This is a genomic window from Alkaliphilus transvaalensis ATCC 700919, assembly GCF_000621485.1.
In the GTDB taxonomy this organism is placed as follows: Bacteria; Bacillota; Clostridia; order Peptostreptococcales; family Natronincolaceae; genus Alkaliphilus; species Alkaliphilus transvaalensis.
The window spans coordinates 199,694-223,318 of the sequence record NZ_KK211287.1; the positions used below are offsets into that span (position 1 = coordinate 199,694).

Annotated in this window: 22 protein-coding genes and 1 pseudogene; 4 read left to right on the top strand and 19 right to left on the bottom strand. The window is 33.8% G+C overall.

What is annotated here, in order from left to right; genetic code table 11:
* Positions 1-29 precede the first annotated feature (29 nt).
* Positions 30-581: a DUF6648 family protein gene (locus T335_RS0117840; RefSeq protein WP_026478736.1), complete on the bottom strand. Its 552-nt coding sequence runs from the start codon at positions 579-581 to the stop codon at positions 30-32.
* 126 nt (positions 582-707) lie between these two features.
* Entirely contained in the window at positions 708-1,223 is a 516-nt protein-coding gene (gene pssA / locus T335_RS0117845; protein WP_026478737.1) for a CDP-diacylglycerol--serine O-phosphatidyltransferase, read from the bottom strand.
* A 361-nt stretch (positions 1,224-1,584) separates the two neighbouring features.
* On the opposite strand from pssA, the gene fba reads away from it, so the two are divergent.
* Positions 1,585-2,514, top strand: a complete 930-nt coding sequence (gene fba, locus T335_RS0117850; RefSeq protein WP_026478738.1) for a class II fructose-1,6-bisphosphate aldolase — start codon at positions 1,585-1,587, stop codon at positions 2,512-2,514.
* Positions 2,515-2,709: 195 nt separating this feature from the next.
* Positions 2,710-3,825, top strand: coding sequence for an MFS transporter (locus T335_RS0117855; protein WP_026478739.1), 1,116 nt, complete (start codon positions 2,710-2,712; stop codon positions 3,823-3,825).
* Between the two features lie 164 nt (positions 3,826-3,989).
* Here T335_RS0117855 and T335_RS0117860 read toward each other — a convergent pair whose 3' ends face one another.
* From T335_RS0117860 to gap, 4 genes are all read right to left on the bottom strand, one after another.
* Positions 3,990-5,144, bottom strand: a complete 1,155-nt coding sequence (locus T335_RS0117860; protein WP_026478740.1) for a class I SAM-dependent methyltransferase — start codon at positions 5,142-5,144, stop codon at positions 3,990-3,992.
* A 120-nt stretch (positions 5,145-5,264) separates the two neighbouring features.
* Positions 5,265-5,954, bottom strand: a complete 690-nt coding sequence (locus T335_RS0117865) for a metallophosphoesterase (protein ID WP_026478741.1) — start codon at positions 5,952-5,954, stop codon at positions 5,265-5,267.
* A 49-nt stretch (positions 5,955-6,003) separates the two neighbouring features.
* Positions 6,004-6,807 (bottom strand): GTP pyrophosphokinase, encoded by an 804-nt coding sequence (locus T335_RS0117870; RefSeq protein ID WP_026478742.1) that lies wholly within the window; start codon positions 6,805-6,807, stop codon positions 6,004-6,006.
* 276 nt (positions 6,808-7,083) lie between these two features.
* Positions 7,084-8,091 (bottom strand): type I glyceraldehyde-3-phosphate dehydrogenase, encoded by a 1,008-nt coding sequence (gene gap, locus T335_RS0117875; protein WP_026478743.1) that lies wholly within the window; start codon positions 8,089-8,091, stop codon positions 7,084-7,086.
* Positions 8,092-8,501: 410 nt separating this feature from the next.
* Between gap and T335_RS22100 the strand changes: the two are divergent.
* Positions 8,502-8,678 (top strand): annotated as a pseudogene (locus T335_RS22100) (SelT/SelW/SelH family protein); the annotation flags it as partial.
* A 105-nt stretch (positions 8,679-8,783) separates the two neighbouring features.
* Here the strand turns inward: T335_RS22100 and T335_RS0117880 are convergent.
* The 10 genes from T335_RS0117880 to T335_RS0117925 form a co-directional block, all read right to left on the bottom strand.
* Positions 8,784-9,728, bottom strand: coding sequence for a TIGR01212 family radical SAM protein (locus T335_RS0117880; RefSeq protein ID WP_207640694.1), 945 nt, complete (start codon positions 9,726-9,728; stop codon positions 8,784-8,786).
* Complete coding sequence (locus T335_RS21265) at positions 9,706-10,998, bottom strand: MFS transporter (RefSeq protein ID WP_051569399.1); 1,293 nt, start codon at positions 10,996-10,998, stop codon at positions 9,706-9,708. The genes T335_RS0117880 and T335_RS21265 overlap by 23 nt, the downstream gene beginning before the upstream one ends.
* An 85-nt stretch (positions 10,999-11,083) precedes the next feature.
* Positions 11,084-11,473: a universal stress protein gene (locus T335_RS0117890; RefSeq protein WP_026478745.1), complete on the bottom strand. Its 390-nt coding sequence runs from the start codon at positions 11,471-11,473 to the stop codon at positions 11,084-11,086.
* Positions 11,474-11,617: 144 nt separating this feature from the next.
* Complete coding sequence (locus T335_RS0117895) at positions 11,618-13,243, bottom strand: glycosyl hydrolase family 18 protein (RefSeq protein WP_026478746.1); 1,626 nt, start codon at positions 13,241-13,243, stop codon at positions 11,618-11,620.
* 193 nt (positions 13,244-13,436) lie between these two features.
* On the bottom strand, positions 13,437-14,228 hold the full coding sequence (locus T335_RS22105; RefSeq protein ID WP_207640695.1) for a LysM peptidoglycan-binding domain-containing protein: 792 nt from the start codon (positions 14,226-14,228) through the stop codon (positions 13,437-13,439).
* 242 nt (positions 14,229-14,470) lie between these two features.
* Positions 14,471-15,709 carry an NAD(P)-dependent oxidoreductase gene (locus tag T335_RS0117905; RefSeq protein WP_026478747.1) on the bottom strand — a complete coding sequence of 413 codons (1,239 nt, stop codon included), beginning with the start codon at positions 15,707-15,709 and terminating at the stop codon, positions 14,471-14,473.
* Between the two features lie 300 nt (positions 15,710-16,009).
* Complete coding sequence (locus tag T335_RS0117910; protein ID WP_026478748.1) at positions 16,010-16,246, bottom strand: carboxymuconolactone decarboxylase family protein; 237 nt, start codon at positions 16,244-16,246, stop codon at positions 16,010-16,012.
* Between the two features lie 51 nt (positions 16,247-16,297).
* Complete coding sequence (locus tag T335_RS0117915; protein WP_026478749.1) at positions 16,298-16,540, bottom strand: carboxymuconolactone decarboxylase family protein; 243 nt, start codon at positions 16,538-16,540, stop codon at positions 16,298-16,300.
* 267 nt (positions 16,541-16,807) lie between these two features.
* A complete protein-coding gene (locus T335_RS0117920; protein WP_034328862.1) occupies positions 16,808-16,993 on the bottom strand; it encodes a DUF378 domain-containing protein in 186 nt (61 codons plus the stop codon).
* An 80-nt stretch (positions 16,994-17,073) separates the two neighbouring features.
* Positions 17,074-18,015: a phosphoglycerate dehydrogenase gene (locus T335_RS0117925; protein WP_026478751.1), complete on the bottom strand. Its 942-nt coding sequence runs from the start codon at positions 18,013-18,015 to the stop codon at positions 17,074-17,076.
* A gap of 229 nt (positions 18,016-18,244) precedes the next feature.
* Here T335_RS0117925 and T335_RS0117930 point away from each other — a divergent pair, with 229 nt between their 5' ends.
* Complete coding sequence (locus T335_RS0117930; RefSeq protein WP_026478752.1) at positions 18,245-18,724, top strand: HD domain-containing protein; 480 nt, start codon at positions 18,245-18,247, stop codon at positions 18,722-18,724.
* Positions 18,725-18,839: 115 nt separating this feature from the next.
* Here the strand turns inward: T335_RS0117930 and T335_RS0117935 are convergent, their stop codons facing one another.
* From T335_RS0117935 to T335_RS0117945, 3 genes are all read right to left on the bottom strand, one after another.
* Complete coding sequence (locus T335_RS0117935; RefSeq protein ID WP_026478753.1) at positions 18,840-20,453, bottom strand: peptide chain release factor 3; 1,614 nt, start codon at positions 20,451-20,453, stop codon at positions 18,840-18,842.
* A 240-nt stretch (positions 20,454-20,693) separates the two neighbouring features.
* Positions 20,694-21,074 carry a hypothetical protein gene (locus T335_RS0117940; RefSeq protein WP_026478754.1) on the bottom strand — a complete coding sequence of 127 codons (381 nt, stop codon included), beginning with the start codon at positions 21,072-21,074 and terminating at the stop codon, positions 20,694-20,696.
* Between the two features lie 165 nt (positions 21,075-21,239).
* On the bottom strand, positions 21,240-23,252 hold the full coding sequence (locus T335_RS0117945) for an alpha/beta hydrolase family protein (RefSeq protein WP_026478755.1): 2,013 nt from the start codon (positions 23,250-23,252) through the stop codon (positions 21,240-21,242).
* Between the last annotated feature and the right edge of the window lie 373 nt (positions 23,253-23,625).

The following is a 23,625-nucleotide window of genomic DNA, read 5'->3' on the forward strand; positions in this document are numbered from 1 at the left end:
ACTCCTCCTTTTTTTCTAAACTTATTTTATTAGTATTTCTCATTTACATAATTTGCGATTAAAGATTTCCTTACACCCTCCTTAAAAAGTCCTTCCCTTTGAAGTCTTTCTAATAACCACTGACTGGTGGAATGGAGGATTACATCTTTATGATCTAAGAATATAATCTCAAATAACTTCTTTTTTAGATAAGTTGAAGAAACCTGAATATAATAGGCTTCTACTCCATAAAAATCTAGCAATTCAATAGCCTTCATGGTAGAACGATCTTTTTTATAATAAAAATCATCTACCTTTTGTAGATATTCTTTATACTTTTCCATATGCTTACCATATTTTTTAATCTGATTAGACTGTAGATAGTAGTATTTAGCCATTGTGTTGTAGTACTGATAATTAAATATGGCCTTTTCAAAACTGTCTACAATTTTAAATGGCTTAATTTCTAGCCTCTGGATATCATAAAAGCCTTCTTCGATATATTCTTTTTTTGAAAGATCTCCCTTCTGAAATTGTTCTATTAGGCTTTCTCTTGCCTTAAAAAACTTTTGGAAGATATTTTCCCTTGGTACGTATCTCAATTTAAACACCCTTTACTGTTCCAACTTTATCTTTATTATTATACAATGTAGAAGATTTTACTTCAAATAATAAAACAAAAGAAAATAAGGCCCCATTAGGAGCCTCTGTATTATTGGTTTTATTTATTAACGCTTCTTAAGTTTAATTCTTTTACTAATCATAGAGTAGGAAAGGAATAACATCATAATCACAATAAAGTATATGTTGGTGGGATATTTTGTTGAGTATAGTGTCATTAGTGCAACAATTCCACCACTTAATGTAATTGGTATCCCCATATAAACCCCTTCAAACTCAACTATGTTGAATTTTGCCAATCGGTATGCTCCACAAAGAGCAAAAAGAATTATGATAACCATTCCAAAAACACCAACATGTGCCAATTGAAAACTCCAAATTAAAATAGCTGGTGCTACACCAAAAGAAATAAGATCACATAATGAGTCTAGTTCTTTTCCAAATTCGCTTTCAACATCTAATTTTCTAGCTAATTTTCCGTCAAAACGATCCATAAAGGCTGCTAGTAATATTAATGAGGCGGAAAGTGAGTATGCCTCCCCTAGTATACTTATAATTGCTAAGATGCCAAGTGTTAAATTAAAGTAAGTAAACATATTGGGTATGTGTGCTTTTACTTTCATCTTCCATCACCCCTATTCCCCTATAAATTCTTTAATAATATTGATATACTAAATTGTGAGTAGTTTGTGCAATTAAAATTATAATATTTATGGAAACCTTCTCTCTATTATTCTACTTCATTTTTAATAAAATTCATAGTCTTAGTTTGATAAAAGTATAATTATTTCAGGAAATTTTTTAGTTTAAAATGATGATACTTGTTGAAAACTAAACTAGATAGTGGTAAAATCTATATGATATAAATAAATACATAAAGTGTCATACTTAATATTAATTATCAAGGGAGTAGGATATCACAAAACCCCTATTCTAGTATTTTGCTATGTGTCATATATAAAATTAATTTTAGGAGGAATTACAATGCCATTGGTTACCAGTAAAGAAATATTTCAAAAAGCCTATGAAGGTAAATATGCTATTGGAGCTTTTAATGTAAACAATATGGAAATTATTCAAGGGATTGTTGACGCTGCTAAGGAAGAGTCTTCTCCATTAATTCTGCAAGTATCTGCAGGAGCTCGTAAATATGCTAACCCAAATTACCTAAAAAAGCTTGTTGAAGCCGCCATAATTGACTCTAATTTACCAATTGTACTACACCTTGATCATGGCGACAGCTTTGAACTTTGTAAACAATGTATTGATGATGGATTTACTTCTGTTATGATTGATGCGTCCCACCATCCTTTTGAAGAAAACATTGCAATTACTAAAAAAGTTGTTGAGTATGCCCACAGCAAGGGAGTCGTTGTTGAAGCTGAATTAGGAAGATTAGCTGGTATTGAAGACGCCGTTAATGTAAGTGAAAAGGATGCAACTTTTACTAATCCAGAAGAAGCTGCTGAATTTGTTGAAAAAACAGGTGTAGATTCATTAGCTATAGCTATTGGTACTAGCCATGGTGCCTATAAGTTTAAAGGAGAGCCTAACTTAGATTTCGAGAGACTAGAGACTATCACTAAACTATTACCTAATTTCCCATTAGTATTGCACGGTGCTTCAACTGTTATGCCAGATTTCGTTAAGCTTTGTAATGAATATGGCGGAAATATCCCTGGAGCTCAAGGTGTGCCAGAAGAGATGTTAAGAAGAGCTGCTTTGTTAGGGGTTTGTAAAATTAATATTGATACAGACCTAAGACTTGCTATGACAGCTGCCATTAGAAAGTCCCTTGCAGAAGATCCTAAGAACTTTGATCCTAGATCATATCTTGGTGTAGGAAGAAAAGCTATTAAAGAAATGGTACAACATAAAATTGCAAATGTGTTAGGAAGTAGTAATACGTTATAAAGAAGTAGAAATACATTATCATATAGATATCATTTAATGATAAAATATTATAAGCCTCCGAAAATTCGGGGGTTTTTTCTTTGCTTTTTCTTTGCTTTTTCTTTGCATTTTTCTCAATTATCTTCATAAAATAGAATTATTTACGAAAATTAGGCAATCCTTACTAATAAATCCTATGTACTTGGAGGTAATTTTATGAGAACATTGCAGAAAACTTTATTAGTAATCATTCTGGCAATAGGATCAGTTGATTTCTTGTCTCAACTAGCAGATTATCAACATATAAGTTTCTGGCTATATATATTTGCCTTTATTATTGGAAGTATGGTGACTGGTTTTCTAATGCACTATTACTCCCATATCTCTATTATTGCTTTAGCATTGTGTTTAATAGGCGTCATCCAAGGAGGTTATTTACTTAACCCTTCCCCCAAAATTTACTTATACTTTAGGGCTATTCATGGCCTTCTACTTTCAACTATTTTGACTACAGTGGTCAGCTGGCTTTGTAATTTAGTAGAGAAGGAAAACTTTTTAAGTCTTTGTAAGTTTTTTGTTCCTGTACCACTGTTTGCCCTGTTTGTATTACCCCTTCATCAAGCTATTACCCCCATGGCAGCCTTCCACTGGGTATTATTTGTTTTGATGTTTTCCTACTTTTTTATTGGGGTCCTCTGTCTACTTTTAATGGATTATTTATCAGAGTTAAATAAACGGGTATCGACAATTACCTATAACAAAGTTACAGAAATCTTATCAACCCCAACGCTGTATTATTATTATATAGCTGTGCTAGTCTGTGGTTATACTTTTGCAACTCTATCTCTACTAATACTTAAGACAGAGATTTATTCTATTGAATCTTCTCAGTTGAATCTCTTAGGAGTTCTATTAATTAGTTTAACCTTAACTTTTTTAACCAAATTAGGTGGTATTGGTCAACATTTAGGTGATATGAAAAGTATCTTAATGGGGCTACTCCTTATGGCCTTTGGTCTAGGCTTACTACCCCTCATTAAAGAATCTACCCTACTCTTTGTTCCCATGATCTTATGGGGACTCTCACTGGGGATATTATTACCTAGTATCCTTGGGGGACTTTCATTACATGTTACTCCTTCAAAACAAGGTTTTATTATAGGTATATTACATTTTCTGCTATTAATAGGATATTCTGTTGGGGTCGCTATTACTCTTCAGCTCAATAGCCACCTATACTATCCTCATTTTATTAATAGTTTATTAATAATCAGTACTAGCATCTTTTTTATAAGAAAAATCCACCAACAAGCAGAATCTTATAAAATGTAATACAAAGCCCTTTAGAAGGTCCTTCTGTTAAGAAAGTCTTCTAAAGGGCTTTAATATAATTGTGTCATTTTTGATCTTTTCTCTATTAATAATATTACTTTTCTCTATTAATATTACTTTTCTCTATTAATATTACTTTTCTCTATTAATATTACTTTTCTCTATTAATAGATTAACTTTTCAAAGGTAGGGTTAACCTTTAGTACCTTTTTTAATTCTTGGTATTGCTCCATTGCCTGCTTATTACCATAACTTACCTTTTCTGCCCGCAATAGTAGGTTTTTAGGCGTTTCTAAAGGTGAAATATATTCAACAACTGATACCTTATATCCCTTCGCCTCTAATAATAATGCCCTTAACCCATCTGTTAAAACATCAGCCATTCTAGCCTTTAAAATACCGTGCTTTAATATTGGTTGTAGTGGCTCATACTGATATTGGCTTAAAACTTCTTTTTGGCAACAAGGTACAGAAACAATTGCTCGTGCGTTACATCTTACACCTAAGGCCAATGCCATATCTGTAGCAGTGTCGCAGGCATGAAGACTGATCACTAAGTGAATATCTCTGTCTGGAATATAATTTTTAATATCTTCTTTAAAGAAGGACATATTTCGATATTTTAAATTCTCTGCCATCTTCTTTGAAGATTCGATTACTCCCTCTGAGTAGTCTAACCCAATAAAATGACACTTTTTCTTTAAAACTTCCGTTAAATAATAGTTTAGGACAAAGCTTAAATATGACTTTCCACAACCACAATCTAATATATTAATTTCTTCAACATCTTCTAACCCCTTTAATAGGTCCTCGATTAGCTCGACAAAATGATCAATTTGGTTGTACTTACGAATCATATCATTTTTAACTTTACCTTCTTTACTTAAAATACCAATTTCCTTAAGTAAAGGATTTGCTCTGCCTACTTTGATTAAGTAGTCCCTGTTACCAATTTGAGAAGTTGTTACCTTCTCTAGGGGCTCTTTAATCTCTTTGTCCTCATATTTTATTTTTACATTTTTATGATCACCTTCAATAACAATGGTTGTTCCCCGCTCTACATATCTAATTTCCACTGCATCATATTGCTCTGCAATATCACACAGCTGGTCAGTAATTTCTTGAGGTTTTAGTATCTTTGTAACACCATTAAAATTAAAGTTTATCCCTTCATCCTTAGGAGACCCTTTTCCTTTAAACTTTTTCGTCCCAGAGGTACAAGTAATATCAAGGTTTTCAAAAAGTAGATAATTTTCCTTTAACCTTTCTTCTAAGCCTGTTAAGAAAAGCTTTAACTTCATTATGTTTTGTTTTTTCATCTTCTATTCCATTCCTTTGTTTTGTTAATTGAGGAAAGATCGTTTTTAATTTTGCACAAATTTTAATATAAATTCACGTTATGGTCTTATGCCATTTCCTCAATTATGTTTATTTTATTATTATATTAATTTCATTAAGTCAAAATCTAAATAATCGCAGGAAACCAAATGATATTCAACATTATTATGAAGACCAGTTATCCCTGCCTTATAGGAGTCTTCCCCATGTAAGTGACCATATACTACCTTTTCCACTCGAAACTCCTCTAAAATTTCTGTAAAAAGGGAGGGTTCAAAGTGATCATTTGTTGGTGGGTAATGGAGCATAACAATTAATTTGCTATAACCAGCCTTTTGAGCCATATCTAAAGAAGCCCTTAGCCGTTGTCCTTCCCTTAGGTAGAGTTTATTGTCTTGTTCTGTAAATTTAAAGGGATTAGGACAAGTCCAACCTCTCGTACCGCATATGGCATAATCTTCATAGGTATAATAGTTATTTTGCATAAAGTCTAGGTTATCAAATAGCTGGTTTAACTTTTTAATGGATGCCCACCAATAGTCGTGGTTTCCTCTAATGAGGATCTTTCTGCCAGGTAATCGATGAATCCATTCTAAATCAACCATGGCCTCCTCCATTTTCATTGCCCAAGAAATATCTCCAGCAATGAGAACAGTATCTTCTTCTGTAACCTGTTCTAGCCAATTCTTTTGTATTTTTTCATAGTGAAAAAGCCAATGTTCACCGAACACATCCATTGGCTTATCTACACTACCACTCAAATGTAAATCTGCTATTGCATATAACGCCATCTTTCTTTTCTCCTATGTTTCCAATGTTCGAGATCTAGAATACTAATAGCTATTCGTACATTTCATATTTTTCGCTATAGTAGTTTATTTCCTGAGAAAGTTTTTTTAAAGAGCGAATATCCCCTTTATCCCAAAGCTGGTTAAATCGCTCTTGAAATTCTGAGGCTTCTTTAGCTTTCCCTAATAGATACAACACCTGTATATTTCTTAATATGTTGGAAACTGTATTAGATTTAACCTCAAACATTTTTTGTGCCTGTCTAATCTCATGCCTAATTTCAGACATCTCTTGATCTAGTTGAAAAGCTGCATCTGCTGCCTTCTTCAACCGATCATTAATATGTTCAGGTATGTTATGCTTATATTTATATTTTAATGAGTGTTCAATCGTTCCCCAAAAGTTCATAGCTAGAGTTCTAATTTGAATCTCTACTAATATTTTTCTTGGCCCCATTGCCGTTTGGATGGGATATCTAATGACAACATGATAGCTTCTATATCCACTTTCCTTATAGTTGGTTATGTAGTCCTTTTCTGAATGAATTTCTAAGTCGTGTCCATCCCGCTCTCTTATGTAGTCTACAACGGTATAGATATCTTCTACAAACTGACACATAATTCTAATACCTGCAATATCCTCAATTTTATCTTCAAATTCATTCATATCGATTTCTAATTTCTTAGCTTTTTCTAAAATACTCGATATCTTCTTGACTCTCCCTGTTACAAATTCGATGGGTGAATATTCTCCAAGTTTTGTAAGTTCATTTCTAATACTCTTAAATTTAACCTTTAGTTCTTCAACTGCATGTTCGTATGGTATAAGTACTTTTTTCCATTCTATGTACTGCATTCAATCACCCCGCTACCCAATTAAAACTTAGTTTTTACATGTTATTTTACTTCATACATTTTTATTATACCACTAAATCGTCCTACAGGGTAATGGATTATCGTCCTCATTATTAATATCTATTAAATTTCTCCCTTTTATACTAACAAAGGTAGAAAGAACAAATTACTACATCTTTTTTTTATAAAAAAACTGCTGGCAAGGTTATCTTAACAGCAGTTTTTGGGAATTAATTTATATTGTTTTATATTATTTTTATTATTTTTATTATTTTTATTATTTTTTAGCTATGTAATCTGCTAAATCTAAGATACGGTTTGAGTATCCCCACTCATTGTCATACCATGCAACTACTTTAACCATTTTTTCTCCAACCATCATTGTTGATAGTGCATCTACAATTGATGATCTAGAATCTTTCTTAAAGTCAATTGATACTAAAGGCTCTTCAGTGTATCCTAAGATTCCCTTCATTGGACCTTCAGCAGCTTCTTTTAATTTTTGGTTGATTTCTTCTACAGTTGCATCCTTCTTTAATTCTACAACTAAGTCAACTACTGAAACTACAGGAATTGGAACTCTCATAGCCATTCCATTTAACTTTCCTTTAAGGGATGGAATAACCTTAGCAACTGCCTTGGCAGCTCCTGTGGTAGTTGGTATAATTGATTCTGCAGCAGCTCTAGCTCTTCTTAAATCTTTATGAGGTAAATCAAGAATTCTTTGGTCGTTTGTATAGGCATGAACTGTTGTCATTAAACCAGTTTCAATTCCAAAGTTGTCTTCTAATACTTTCGCTACAGGTGCTAAACAATTTGTTGTACAAGAAGCATTTGATAAAATGTGGTGTTCTGCTGGGTTATATTCTCCTTCATTAACCCCCATAACAACTGTTAGGTCTTCTCCAGACTTAGCTGGAGCAGAGATAATTACCTTCTTAGCTCCTCCTACAAGATGTTTAGATGCATCTTCCTTAGTTAAGAATACACCCGTTGATTCAATTACAACTTCTACTCCCATTTCCCCCCAAGGAATTTGAGCTGGGTCTCTGTGGGCTGTAAATTGAATTGTTTTGTCTCCGATGATTAGGGCATCCTTTGTTCCCTTTACTTCTTGTGTCATTGTTCCATAAAGAGAATCATATTTGAAAATGTGAGCGTGATTTTCAGGACCACTTGTACTATTAATTGCAACGATTTCTATCCCTAAATCCCTTTCAAGAGATGCCTTTAGTACGGCCTTACCAATTCTTCCAAAACCATTAATACCTACCTTAGTTTTCATTAGTATCCTCCTCTGTATTTATATTCAAATTTTATTATATAACACAAATTAAACTTATAAAATAGTTATTTTAAAATTTAAAAAATATTTTTTAATCTTTTTTAATGTTTTTTTATCTTTTTTTATTATTAAAATTTAATGAACTATGGCAACCCCATCTTTATTCTCTCCTACAGCCTAGTATTTATCCATGTTTATCGAATACATTCGATTTGTTTTTTAGAAATACTAATTTATTTCCCCTTACTTTAATACCCTTAATTTCCTTAGATGAAACTTATATTTCTTCCTTTTAAAGACCCTTAATATGGGTATAATAGATATAAAATATTTGAATTTTTATAAAACAGGAGGGAAAATTTATGAAAACGATTACAATAAAATACTGCACAAGCTGAGGTTATTTACCAAAGGCCTTGGACTTGGCTGAAAACATCCTCAAAACCTTTAAAAATGAGGTTGCTAACCTAATGCTTATTCCATCTACCGGTGGTGTCTTTGAGGTAACTTCCAATAACAAGTTACTTTTCTCTAAAAAGGATGCAGGTCGTTTCCCATCCTTTAATGAGTTAGAAGAACACCTTTAAATAAAGTAATTCACGTTTTAAGGAGATAGATCTAACTAAGATCATTATCATTAGTTGTCTATCTCCTTCTTACTGGGAAAAATCTATAAATTCATTTATATCCTTTTATTTAAAGGCTTTTCCATGTAAATAGTGATATTTTTTCCCTTGAAATGTTCCTCGTTCCCACATCTTTTCATGAATCTCGTCTCTAATTTTCCACCAGCTCATATTCCAATTAACAAAGAGGGCATTTTCCTCTGGTGCTCTTCCGATTAACCTTTGTACCACCATTTTAGGGTCTAAATATTCTAAAAAGGTAATTACCCGTTCTTGATATTCCTCTACAGGTATTAACTGAAATTCTTTATTTTGATACATTTTACCCATAGCGGTGTCCTCCATTAGATATAAGGCATGGAGCTTTACCTGGTCTACTTGAAGGGCTGATAGAATTTTGGCATTTTCTATAACATCATCTTGATTATCGTAGGGTAGATTTAAAATTAAATGGGTGCATACTTCAAACCCATATTTCTTAATCTCTAAAACTGCGCTAATAAATTCTGCTAAAGTATGGCCTCTGTTGATTTTCTTTAATGAATGATAGTTGACGGTTTGTAGCCCCAACTCTATACTTATTTCTACATTAAACTCTTTTTTAATTTGATCTAGTACCGTTAAATGTTCTTTGGAGATACAGTCGGGTCTAGTAGAAATACATAGTTCCACAATGTCTTCAATGATAGATTCCCGTAAATATGCCTCAAACTCCTCCACCCTTAGGTAGGTATTGCTATAATTTTGAAAATAGGCAATAAATTTATTTGCTTTATATCTTCTCCTGATATATTCCATATTCTTTTCTAACTGTTCTTTTGGTGAAATTTCATTTGATAGGGTTTCAAAGCCAGTACCCACCTCACCACAAAAGGTACAGCCCCCTCGCCCCACCTTTCCATCACGATTAGGACAAGTAACGGGTAGGTTAACAGGTAGCTTATAAACCTTTTCATTATATTTTTCCTTTAGGTATTCTGAATATGCCCTATAGGGCAACTTGTTCTCCATTTAAATCATTCCTTCTAGTGGTTTTTCCCTTCATGGCTAAGGTAGCTAAAAAGCTAACCAGAGCCATTACAGCCATAATGATAAATACCATTTGATATTGATTTGCAGAATAAACTGAAGCTCCATCTACCGTAGTCCCTTGCCATCCTAAATCTAAGATTACGCCCATTCCTAGACTTAATAATGAACCGCCAACAAATTCACCGACATTAATAATGGCAGCCGCACTACCTGCAAAGTTCTCATCATTTACCTCTTTAACATTGGTAAAGGCTAGTATGTGACAGATGGTACTGAATCCAATTAATAAAAATATAAAGGGAATCTGGTGTAAAGGGGGTTGTCCTCCCATAAAGGCCATATATCCCCAAATTGACAGATAAATAATCGTTGCAAAGCTTAGAATTCGTTTAATTTCTCCCCTCAGATAATCAGAAACCTTCCCTACGATTGGTGCACCTATAATAAAGCCTATTGATACAAAGGATAAATACCCCGCAGCTTGGGTTTTACTGATGTGATATACATGCATTAAATAGGGCATACCCCATAGTCCAATTATCGCAGTTGTTGACCCCACCATAAAGAACATAATAGCAAAGGGCGGCCAAGTATAGGGGTTAGTAATAACTTCCTTTAATCCCTTCCAAATATTTTTATTCCCCTTAGGTTTAATCAAGACATCATAGCCCAATTCACTAGGATGGTCCCTAACGATAAACCAAATGGCAATTGATATGATTACAGAAGTGATTCCCATTAGAAGAAAACTATTTCTCCATCCTATATTTAACACAACATAGGCTAAGGGGACGGTAGCTAAAAAAGCGCCAAAATTCCCAAAGAAGGATGTATATCCACTTAGTGTAGAATATTTTTCTGGTTTAAACCATATACTTTGGACCTTTAAAATGGAAATGATAATAACCGATGTACCGATCCCCACCAAAAACCTTGCAATATAAGCTACTAAGAGGCTATTGGCAAGGCCAAACATAATGCTACCTATTCCTGTAAGTAGTGTACCCCAACTACATATTTTTCTTACCCCAATGGTATCAACCATAATCCCTACAGGTATCTGCATTAATGCATAGGCATAAAAGTTCATGGAGGTTAGGTTACCTAAGGTCTTACCTGTTAAACTTAAATCTCTAATGAGGTCATCTGCTACCACACCCATTGCCAGTCGATGAAAAAATACTGCCACAAAGGCAAGCACCAAGATTCCCCATATACTCCATTTCCTACGATGATAACTTTTGTCCATTCAGATCCTCCTACCTTTTACTTATACTTTTTTCATAAAGATAGAGACTTCTATTTAGAAAATAGAAATCTCTTTATCCATCATCTTATTCTGTTGGTATCACAGTAATGGTTATATTCTCCTTTAGTTTCTTGCTTAAACGTAATGTCATACTATTTTCTGGAAGTACCTCTTGAGATTCTCCCATCACAATTCTTTCTATATCGGCCTTTTTACAGTAATTAACAATGGTCTTTTCTACGTTTGATGATCTTAATACCGTCATTTCAGCATCAACTGACTTTGAAATATCAAATAAATATTCTAACGCTTCTCCTTCGTGGGAATTTCCGAGAATGTTAAAACCCTCTGGAGCAACGTGTACAACAATTAATTCTCCCCCAAACTTTTCCCTTAACTCTACTCCAATTTTAATTAATCTTTCACATGTTTTTTGCTGTGTTACACATACCATTGTATTCCCTTTTGTTTGCATTTTTAGGTGCCCCCTTCTATTCGCCTATACTTCTACCAAGTCCAAGCATGTAATTTGTGCTAAAAAAATTACTCCATTAATTCCATTATACTATACTTTTAATAGTATACTCAATTTACATATACTACTTCTATAGCTATTTTATTACTGTAATATCTCTATAATCTCTGCTGGTATCTCCCCAATACGCCAAACCGATACACCTTTAATACCATAGAATTTTCCTAGCCTCAACTTAGCTTCAATACTGGCTTTGTTTTCAAATCGTATCCAGTTCTCATGTCTATTTTCTACATCTAAATAATAGAATTGGGGTGTCATCGTTCTATAGTCAAATTCATAAATGCCTTGTCGCTCTGAGATAGAACGGTATATAGCGCTAAAGGCTGGAGTGTAGAAAGTTCTATTTCCGTCTTCTGTTCTTCTTATTTGCGTTCCCCCTGCCATTTGTAACCCCAAAATTATCTTGTTGGCTTCAACACCTTCGTCTAATAAGTCTTTTAAAGCTTCATGAACTTTATTGAAGGGAGCTTGATCTGTTAAGGAACTAGTTGTTCTAGAATCGTGGTAATCATGGGCCATAAGAATAATCTCATCTGCTATTTCGCCGATACCCTTAAAGTCATAGCCATCATAGTAACCGATTACATTTCTTGGTTGAACTGCCACTGCCAGTGATAAGTTATAGGGTCTGAGGGCTATTTTTAGATTTCTTAAAAAATCTGTATAAGCATCTCGATATCCCCCATCTCCATTACGGATATTCTCTAAGTCCATAACAATACCGCTAAACTCATATTCCAACAGACTTATTATGATTGATTCTATTAGCTTCTTCTGATTATCCTGATCATCCAGAAGTGAATAAATTAGTTGAGTCCTTGTATCTGTTAGCATCAATTTCCTATCAACTTGGTTTCCTTCAACAAACTGAAGGGCTTCTTGGTAAGCTGAAGGAAGTCTATGTAAGCTATCTTTACTATGTAATGTAAAACTAATCTCCCCTGTATCATTTTGATCTAGGGCACTCCATCCGAAGACCACTTCATCAAAATGTTTTGTAACTTCCAGTTGCTTAAATGAATCTATAGCATAAAAACCTGTCTTTTTTAGTTCTGTTTTTTGGTCTAAGAATCTCACCAACATTAATGCTGCCTCTGCTCTTGTGGCTGTTTGGTTCGGTCTAAAGGCCATCCCCGTTGCTGTTTGATACCCGTTTATGATCCCCTTTTCACTAGCCAGATGTATAAATATTTTGAAGTTCTCTGGAATATCTTCCTCGTCTATAAAAACCCCTTGTTTAATAGCTCCCGTTTCTAATGCTTCAAGGGGGATATTTAAGGCTCTAATAATCATCGTTGCCATTTCTTGTCTTGTAATAGGTGTATTAGGTTTAAGAATAAATTGATACTCCTCTGGCAACAATATTCCCTTTTCTACTGCCTTCTCAACATAATGATAGGACCAATTGGAGGGCTTAACATCTTGAAAACTATTACTTCCAACATAAACTTCTATTTCTTCTCCTAGGGCTGCAATTAAGATTTTTGTAAATTCTTCTCTTGTGATGGGATTAGCTGGTTTAAAAGTGCCATCGGTATAGCCTTGAAATATGCCTAAATGCTGTAATAAATACAAGTCCTGCTTGTAATCTTTAATCCAATGGTTATCTATATCTGACAGGCTTACCATTTGTCCTATAGCACCTACAATACTGGTATTTGCCACCATCATTAACAATATCAAAAGAATGCTTACTTTTTTTCTCATAATATCCCCCTTCATAATATCCTTCATTTACTAACTTTCTTTGTAATGCCATCCTCTTCATTATAACATATTACTTAGGTTCATTTAAATTCTTCTCTCTAATTTTTACATTTCTCAATCGTCTCTAAGTCGTCTAACCCACCTTTTCTCCATGAAAAAACCCTGTGGATATACCACTGGGCTTTTCATTTAACTAACATGGAATTATTGTACCCCTTAATAAAACTGGTCCGCTTGGTCGGGTAGGAACTGGATAAGGTTCAGCTGTAACAATAATAGAGTCATATCCTTCGAAACTCATATTGGCAGCTGAATAACCTGCCTCTATCCCTGGTGCATCTGTTACCTTTAAAGTAAAGGAATAATACAGTTCTTGATTTTCGTCAACCACCCAAGCTCGATAAGTACTTAGACCAGGATCTAGATCATTAGGGGCTGGCAACCCAAATGTCGCAACCCAAACATCCCCTTCTGAAATGTTAATAAAGGAAGTGCCACCAAATACACCTTCCCGTTGGGGTATTAAATTTACTCTGCAAATTCCTGTAGGTACTGGTATATCGTCTGGAGGTGGAATGCATATTCTTTGACCAACTTCAACAACGTTAGGATCTGGTATTTGTGGGTTTGCTTGTATCATTCGTTGTAATGTTATACCAAAACGTCTGGCTATGGAGAAAAGTGAATCTCCCCTTCTTGCTGTGTAGATTGTTCCATCTGGACAGAAGGGACCTGGTGGTGGCGGTGGTTCTACTTCAATAGGTATACAAATTCTTTGACCAGGGTAAACAATATTTGGATTAGCTACCTGAGGATTTGCTACAATTAAAGCTTGTAACGTAATTCCAAATTCATTTGCAATGCGAAACATTGTATCTCCTGGTCTAACTGTGTAAATTGTTCCACCTACACATGGGGGTGGTTCGGGAACCTGCAATGACTGTACAGCTGGCATATGATAAGGCGTTCCATAATAATAGTACACGTAAACCCTCCTTTCAAGGCTTCTATTTACATTATATGTTTTAGTTTGAAATTGGTTAAAAACTTTCCACTTAAATAATAATTGAAATAACTTTTTAGTAGAGAAATTTGGCGTTTCGCAATGTTGATTTACTATTCAACCTTAGACTTCTTCCAGTTATACGTAAAAAAGGAATGTCTCCATGCATGATAATTGCATAACAGTCATTCCTTTTTTTACATGCTATTTATAAATTTTTCTAATCATCCTCGTTTTTCCTCAACATACTGATGAATGATTTCACTTACTTCTTTTGAAACCTTAACTGCTTCTACAACTGTCTTAGCTCCTGTAACAACATCGCCTGAAGCAAACACACCTTCTCTTGTTGTTCTACCGTACTCATCGGTAATAATTAAGCCATATTGATTTAATTCAATTCCCTTTGTTGTAGAGACTATATTACTTCTAGGGCCCTGACTAACTGAAACAATAATAGCGTCACATTGAAATAATTGTTTTACTTCATTATCTTTATTCTGACTTTCATCATTTTCATGGTTGTTATCCTTCGTCTCTACATAGATCACTCCATCACTAGTAAATTCAATGGGTTCTTTATATAATTCAAACTTAACTCCGTCAATTTTTGCATATTCAACTTCATCTTTTCTGGCAGACATTTCTTCAAAGCCTTTTCGGTACATAATATAAACCTCTTTTACTCCTTTTCTTAAGGCTGTACGGGCAACATCCATAGCAACATTTCCAGCCCCAACTATACATACCTTTTCCCCTAGTTCATATACCTCTGGATTTTTCAAGTAATCTATCGCATAATGCACATGTCCTAAGCTTTCTCCTTTTATATTCATTTTTTTAGGTTTCCATACACCTGTCCCTATAAATAAAGCGTCATATCCGTCCCGAAAAAGTTCTTCTATCGTTAAAACTGGTCCAATTACTGTGTTTGGTCTTATTTTCACCCCAAGCTTTAACAATTGATCTTTAAGCCTTTCAAGAATCCTTTTTGGTAATCTAAATTCTGGAATGCCATATCTTAGTACCCCACCAATTTTATCATGGGCTTCAAAAATGGTAATATTATAACCTTTTAATGCTAACATAAAAGCTATTGTGATACCCGCTGGTCCCGAACCAATGATGGCAATATTTCTATTTAGTCGCTTTATCGGTTTTAAGTTCATAATATCTAAATTATAATCTGATATATAGTTCTCAATAGAACTGATTTGAACTGGAGTAGATTTTTTATTTAATATACAGTGACCTTCACATTGCTTTTCGTGGGGACATACCAAAGAACAAATAACAGAAAGGGGATTATTTTTAAAGAGCATCTCTCCAGCCATCTGAATATTCCCATCTAGTAATAGTTTGATCATCTCAGGAATAGCAGTATTTATTGGACAACCTGCTTTACAGGCTGGCTTTTTACATTGAAGACACTTTTTCCCCTCTTCTAATATGTGTTTTCCCATTTCATCATCTCCTAATTATTTTATCACTTACTAATATTGGATGTTAAATTTATATTTTCATAGATGGAATATAATTTAAAGTTACTTAAGAAAATTACATCATTTTTATTAGATCTCCCTAGTTAGTAGATTATCCAGTAATAATTTTTATTAATAGTATACTGTATACTGAATTTTTTGACAAGTATTTTTATACATCTTAAAAATCACTATCAGCACAAAAAAGTCGTCTCAAAATAGAAAATGTAAAATCTACTTCGAGACGTTTCTTTGCTTTTATTTAACTGTTTAATTATTTAGTTATTTCGTTATTTCTACACCTAGAGCGTTGTTAAATCGATTAAAATAGTTAAATGTCCCTACAACACATGCTATTTCCACTATCTCACCTTCATCAAAATGACTACTTAAACGCTTCCATAGGTCGTCATCCACCGACAAGGAATCTAAAGACATAACTCTAGCAAATTCTAGAGCAACCATTTCCCTTTCAGTAAAAACTGATGGGTCTTGTTGTCCCTTTAACAGTTTATCCATAGATTCTTCAGAGACACCGAACCGTTTTGCCAAAACGGTATGGGATGCAAGTCAGTAGCTACATTCATTAAGCTGAGACACCGTAACAGCCAACATTTCCTTTAATTTAATATCAACTGTTCCGCCAAAAAGGACATTATTAAAATGAGCATGGGCCGTCTCTAATAGTTCTTCTCGATAAGCAAGGGTTCTAAACATATTAGGGATATTTCCCCTTTGCTTTTGAAAATCATCAAATATTTCTTGAGCTTTACCGTTTACTTCATCTCTTTCAAGTGGTCTTATTCTTGCCATAAAGACCCCTCCCTTTCTTTGGTTTTTATGTATATAGATTCAAGGATCAAAATCAGACAGCGACCGTAGCGTATATAAAAATACGTGAGGGTGCTGGTTGATTACAGTGACACAGAAGATAGCGGCTTTTCAACAGCCAGTTTTAAGCCAGATCAAAAGTCGTTAGATTCAAGGATCAAAATCAGACAGCGACTGTAGCGTATATAAAAATACGTAAAGGTGCTGGTTGATTGCAGTGACACAGAAGATGGCGGCTTTTCATCTGGCTTATCTTAGGAATAGCATTAGTAACGTATACAACGCCGCCACCCCAATTAAAATATACACCAGCCGCGCTACAGGATTTCTAGATCCACCGAAAATACTTGCTACTACATCTACATTAAACAACCCAACTAAACCCCAATTTAAACCTCCAATAATGATTAATATAACTGCGATCCATGCTAACAAAGTATTCCCCCCCCTATACAATTTTTGATTATGCTAGTACATATATATGAGGAGAATCTTTATGATATGCTCTTTTACGGCTAGTATCCTCTTTCTAGGTCAACCTTATTCAGAAGCTCATTGTTGTTGATGTAACGCTTCATGTTCTCTAATATCATTTCAGACCTTCTTTGGTTTCTCATTTCCGATATCCATGAATTATGGGGTGAAATTAGCACTCGATCAATGTCCCATAGGGGACTTTCTGTAGAAAGGGGTTCTTCTTCAAATACATCTAGGGCTACCCCTTTTAAATGATTATCTGAAAGCACTTCAACAAGCTCTTTTTCATGAATAATATTCCCTCGACTGACATTAATTAAAACAGCATTCTTCTTCATTTTTAATAGTGCTTCTTTATTTATAAGATGATGGGTTTTAGGTGTGTAGGGAATTGTTAATACGACAACATCACTCATTTCTAATACTTCATCCATTTTACTTATTGGGTAACACTTATGAAAAAATTCTGTGTCCCTTCCAGTCGTATTGACCCCTATTATCTCTACCCCAAAACCCTGCAGTCTTTTAGCTGATTCTTTAGCAATACTACCTGTTCCGATAAATGCTACTTTCTTTCCATATAGCTCTAATAGGGAGGTATCCATCTTCCATAGCTTCTCTTTTTGTTGTTGATACATTTTAGCAGTATTTTTATAGATCTCAAGCATCTTTAAAACTACCCATTCCCCCATAGGAATACTGTATCCACCTCTATTATTAGTAAGCGTTATATTATTTTTCAAAAGGATCTCCTTTGGTGCTTGATCTACACCAATACTAGATAGCTGTATCCATTTTAAATTAGTCATTTTACTAATATCCAATGTTGAAAAAGGATTATAGCATACAAGTACCTCTACATCCTCCATAGAGTCATCGTACACAACTTCATTTTCCTTAACAATTATAATTTGGTATCCTAAATCTTTAATTGCATTCATATATTCTTTTCCATAATCATATGTAAACAGCGCCTTCATTCCATCACTCCCTTATTATTTAGAATATTTTTTCATAGTTTCTAGCTCTTTCTTTATTATATATCTCAATTTTTTTAAAATAAACCCTATGGTAGCAAATTTAACTAACTTTCAAATTACTAGGATATATTTATAAAATATCATTTTTAATGTATAATAACTTTATCGAGAGCAGAATATTACAAGATCATTTTCGTTTTTTATTCTAAAAGAATTGAGGTATAGATTTATGTTATATCGAGTAAAACAATTTATTAATGGACTTACTGCAAAGGTTACAGACAAAGACCTTGAATTTATTAATCAACAGTTAACCCCTCAAGAAAAGAATTTATTTCTTAAATTAAGGGTTAGTGAACAATATCATAGCCTTAATGTTGCCTATGGCTGTCAGTCAGAAGCTCCAACAAACAATAAATTAATAAAGGCTGCCCTCCTTCATGATGTGGGAAAGGTTGATACAAACCTAACCATTATAAACAAATCATTTGTCGTGTTGGCTAAGAAGCTTAAAATAAAAAAAAGCCTTCTACCCAGCTTCCTTCAAAAGTCTTTAGAATATCAATTAACCCATCCACAAAGGGGTTATGAGTTATTAAAACCCCTAAAAACTGAAGAAGATATTTTATACTTTGTCCTAAATCATCATGACTACTCCATTGAGAACCTTGAAATGAAAATTCTTCAAAAGTATGATAATCTAAATTAAGTCTATTTTTCTATATTTATAAAAGACAGGATCAATTTCGCCCCTGTCTTTTATCCTTTTTTTAAAAAAACTGCCTTTAACAATTAAATCATCAAAGACAGTTCTCTATTATCTATTATACTTTTACTTTTCTTAAAGAGATATCCCTTAAGATAGCATCTTTATTTCTTTCTTTAACCCGCTCTATTGACCATTCATTTTGGAATAGTAGTACAGGGTTTTCATCTTCGTCTTGAACAATTAAGGTATCCATCGTAATACCAAAGGTGTCTGGGTCAAATTTCTCAGTCTCTACCCATCTGATATATCTATAGGGTAGATTTTCCATTATAATATCCACACCATATTCATTCTTAAGACGATATTCTAATACTTCAAACTGTAACGCCCCAACAACACCAACAATTAGTTCCTCTACACCGATATGGGGACGTTTGAAGACTTGAATCGTGCCTTCTTCTGATAGCTGGGTAATTCCCTTTAAAAATTGCTTTCTTTTTAAAGAATTCTTAGCATAGATTTTTGTAAAATGTTCTGGTGCGAAAACTGGGATTCCTTCATATTGGATTTTTGACCCATCTTCACAAAGGGTATCACCGATTCTAAAAATACCTGGATCGTGGACCCCGATAATGTCTCCCGGATAAGCAGTTTCTACCACGATACGGTCTTGGGCTAAGAATTGTTGTGGTTGAGATAATCTAATCTTTTTGTTCTCTTGTACATGATTAACCTGCATACCCTTTTCAAATTTACCTGAGCAAATTCTAATAAAGGCAATTCTATCCCTGTGGGTAGGGTTCATATTAGCTTGAATTTTAAAGATGAATCCTGTAAAGTTCTCCGTTTTAGGATCAATTATACCTTGATTACTTTCACGAGGGGTTGGTGGTGTTGTTAGCTTTAAGAAACCCTCTAAAAATGGTTGTACCCCAAAGTTTGTCATGGCACTACCAAAGAAAACTGGTGTCAGCTCTCCCTTAAGGATTTTATCAATATCAAATTCATCTCCAGCCATATCTAAAAGCTCAATTTCTTCTATCAGTTGGTTGTGAAGACTTTCTCCTAAAAGCCCCTTTAGGTTTTCGTCCGTAACATCACCAGAAACCACCTTCGCCACCGATTGTCCGTGGTTACCTTCTCCAAACACTTCAATTTGCTTTTTCTGACGGTTATAAACCCCCTTAAAGTTACCATCAGTACCGATAGGCCAGTTCATTGGGTAAGACTGAATTCCTAATACCTTTTCAATCTCCTCCATCAGTTCAAAGGGGTCTTTTCCAGCTCTATCTAGCTTGTTTACGAAGGTGAAGATCGGTATCCCCCTCATTTTACAGACATGGAAAAGCTTCTTTGTTTGATCCTCTACCCCTTTAGCACAGTCAATTACCATTACTGCACTATCGGCCGCCATTAATGTACGATAAGTATCTTCACTGAAGTCTTGATGCCCAGGGGTATCAAGAATGTTTATACAATGATTATCATAATTAAATTGAAGCACACTGGAGGTTACAGAGATCCCCCTTTGTTTTTCTATTTCCATCCAGTCGGAAACTGCATGTTTTTGTGCTCTTCTAGACTTTACCGAACCTGCTAAACGAATTGCACCCCCATACAGTAAAAGTTTCTCTGTTAAGGTGGTTTTTCCCGCATCTGGATGGGAAATGATTGCAAAGGTTCTTCTTCTTTCTACTTCTTCATTAAAACTAAAGACTTGTTCTGACATTTTTCCTCTTCCTTTATATAAAATATTATAGTAAAATATTTAATTTCGACCTTTTGATTTTATCTTTTTATTGCTATTCTGTCAATTCTATAACTAAATTAATCATAAAATCTAAAAAATAAAACCCTATCAGTTCTACTACAGGGTTAAAGGGATAAAGTTGTCTGTTCAGTTATATTTTGATTATTTTCATCATTTGAATGTAGATATTTTTTATATTTAAGGGGGCACTTAAGACATTCAATAACCATGGAATTCAAGAAGATTATATTTCCTAAATATATTCCATGGAAATTTATTTTCCTTAAATACAATATAATAATCTTGATCTTCTTCAATTAAAGCCCAAACTTCACTAATATATACATGCTCTCTATTCCGTGGTCCTTCTTCATATATAAAGCTATCAGTATCTTTTAACTCAAACTGTATTTCTTTTAATTCAGGAACAATACCATAGTAGCCAGTAATGTAATATTTCCCTAAAAGGGTTTCTTTATTTTGAATTGTAAATTGGTGAATAACATGTATGTCACCTGAAAAGTAGTTGTTCAATGAGAATAATATAAATAATACAAAAGCGATTAGGACTACAATTAACATTTTTTTATTTATCTTCATATAATTCCCCCACTAAGCAAATTAGCCAATTTTTGATGGGTTAGATGGGCTAGATGGGTTAGATCTACCTAAGTATCCCATTAAAATACGCCTACAAATTAAAGTAGCTGATAATACCCTTTCATGAAAATGTTACCAACAGGAGTACTATCAGCTAAAACTTAACTATTCACCCTTTAAATACTGATTAAACCAATTAGTGATCTCCTCTAAACGTTTAATTCTATTTTTAGGCTTTCCACTTCTACTTAATTCATGGTTTTCTCCCCTAAACATGCACATTCTTGAAGGGACTCCATGATATTTTAAAGCAGTAAACATTTGCATCCCCTCAACTAACCAGCATCTATAATCCTCTTCTGAATGGATAAATAGAGTTGGAGTCTTCACTTGATCTGCATATTTTAAAGGAGAATGCCACCATAATTTATCATGATTAGCCCAAGGAGTTGCTGCAATTTGGTCATCAGCAAAATAGTAACCAATGTCAGTAGTACCAAAGAAGGAGATCCAATTACTTATACTTCTTTGGGAGGCAGCTGCTTTAAAACGATGGTTGTGTCCAATAATCCAATTGGTCATAAAACCACCATAGGAGCCACCTGTTACCCCTACTCTTTCATGGTCTATAGCAGTATATTTCTCTAATACTGCATCAGTAAATTTCATAATATCCTCATAGTCTATTGTACCATACTTCCCTCTAATATCGGCAAAGTCATTACCCTTTCCATCACTTCCCCTTGGGTTACAGAAGAAAACAAAATAGCCTTCGTTAGCCCAATATTGCATTTCGTGATAATAAACATCACTATAGACAGTTTTAGGCCCCCCATGAATATTTAAAATAGCTGGATATTTCTTGTTTTCATCATAATCTGCTGGTTTCATAACCCATCCATCAATATTGACCCCTGCATCTGTCTCAATTGTTAGTTTTTCTGGTTTGATGATTTTCTTACCTTCTATAAAATCCTTATTAAATTGTGTAATTTCATTGACGCCACCATTTTCTAACCGATATATTTCTTGTAGCTTTTGTTCCTGTAGACCGATAAAAAGTATGGCTTCATTCTTTACTGTAAAGGTGTCTACTGTACCACCTTTTCCACTTAGTTTTTCTATATTCCCATTGGCATCGATCCTATTTAAAAATGCATATTCTTCCTCTGTAGTAACAAAGTATAAATGGTTACCATCTTTTTTTATTGTTTCTCCATAGGAGATTCCATATCGACAATCAGAACCCACCGAATTAACAATACTACAATCAAATTCTGGGGTAAGGCATTTAGTCTCTCTTTTAGATAGGTTTATTAAATAGAACTTTGGATTTTCATTCATTCCAAAATCTTCTCTGGTTTTACCTATGTAAATTATCTGGTTTTCACCTATAAAATGGGCTGTCATGTGGCTTTTTGATGGTATGTAATCTAGCTTCTCTAACTGCTTAGCTACGAGGTCATACAGATAGATATCATTATCCATTTCTGCTTTATTTTCATAAGTGTTTCCAATGAAAACTACCTTAGTTTTATCTTCATTCAACTGATACCCATGAATAGTCGTTAAAACCTCTGTTAGCACCTCAAGTCGCTGATCTTTAACGTGGTATAAACAAAGTCGATTTCTCTTTTTATTAGTAAACCCTCCACCATTGCTCCAGAAGGGAATTTCATCTAATATTTCATAGTCCTTTGCATCTTTTCGTCTTTTTAGTTCTTTTTGCTTTTCTCCCTCTTCTAAGGTATCTAGATCAGTCATGCTAGGATCATGAACAACAGTAATTAAAAATGTTTCTTCATCTATTTCTTTAATTGAAGTAACCCTTTCTCCAATTCTAAAGGCTTTTTGAGCTTCTCCCCCGTTAATATTAATTTGATAAAACTGAGTAAAGATTTCTCCCTTTTTAGCCTTTTCTTTATCCTTTTCATCCCTCATACTAGGAAACAAAATGTGTTCTCCATCCTGTCGCCAGATAAAGTTTCTTTCTTCTTGAAGGGTTGTTAGTGGTGTAGCGCTTTGATCTTCCTTTAGCAACCAAATGTTTGAAAGATATTTATTGTTTTCTACATCCGATTCATGGACAACAAAGGCAGCGACATTTCCCTTTGGTCCATATTCTAAACCTGACAAAAACTTAAATTGTGTAAAATCCTTTAATGCTATTTTTTCCATATCCTTTCCTCCCCAACACAATTCATATATTTCGATGGTCTAATAAATCCTTCTTCTATTATCCCTCAATAGATTAAAAATTTCAAGTTTTCTGTTATATTAATGTGTTTTTTTATTAATACACTTCTTCACTAATGCCCTAACTATTCATTGCATAATCAGTACTTAAGGGGATTGTGTAATCTAAAGTAAGAATTTAAATTTTAATTATTTAAATATGAAAGTTGAAGCTCACCATAGGCAATGTCATTTCCCATTTCCTTAATATAAAATATATTACTCAAACCAAAACGATTTCTTGCATTTATATCCTTTCCTACTAATTACAGAAATCAATATATCAATATTATTGAATTGTTTATCCAAAATTTTC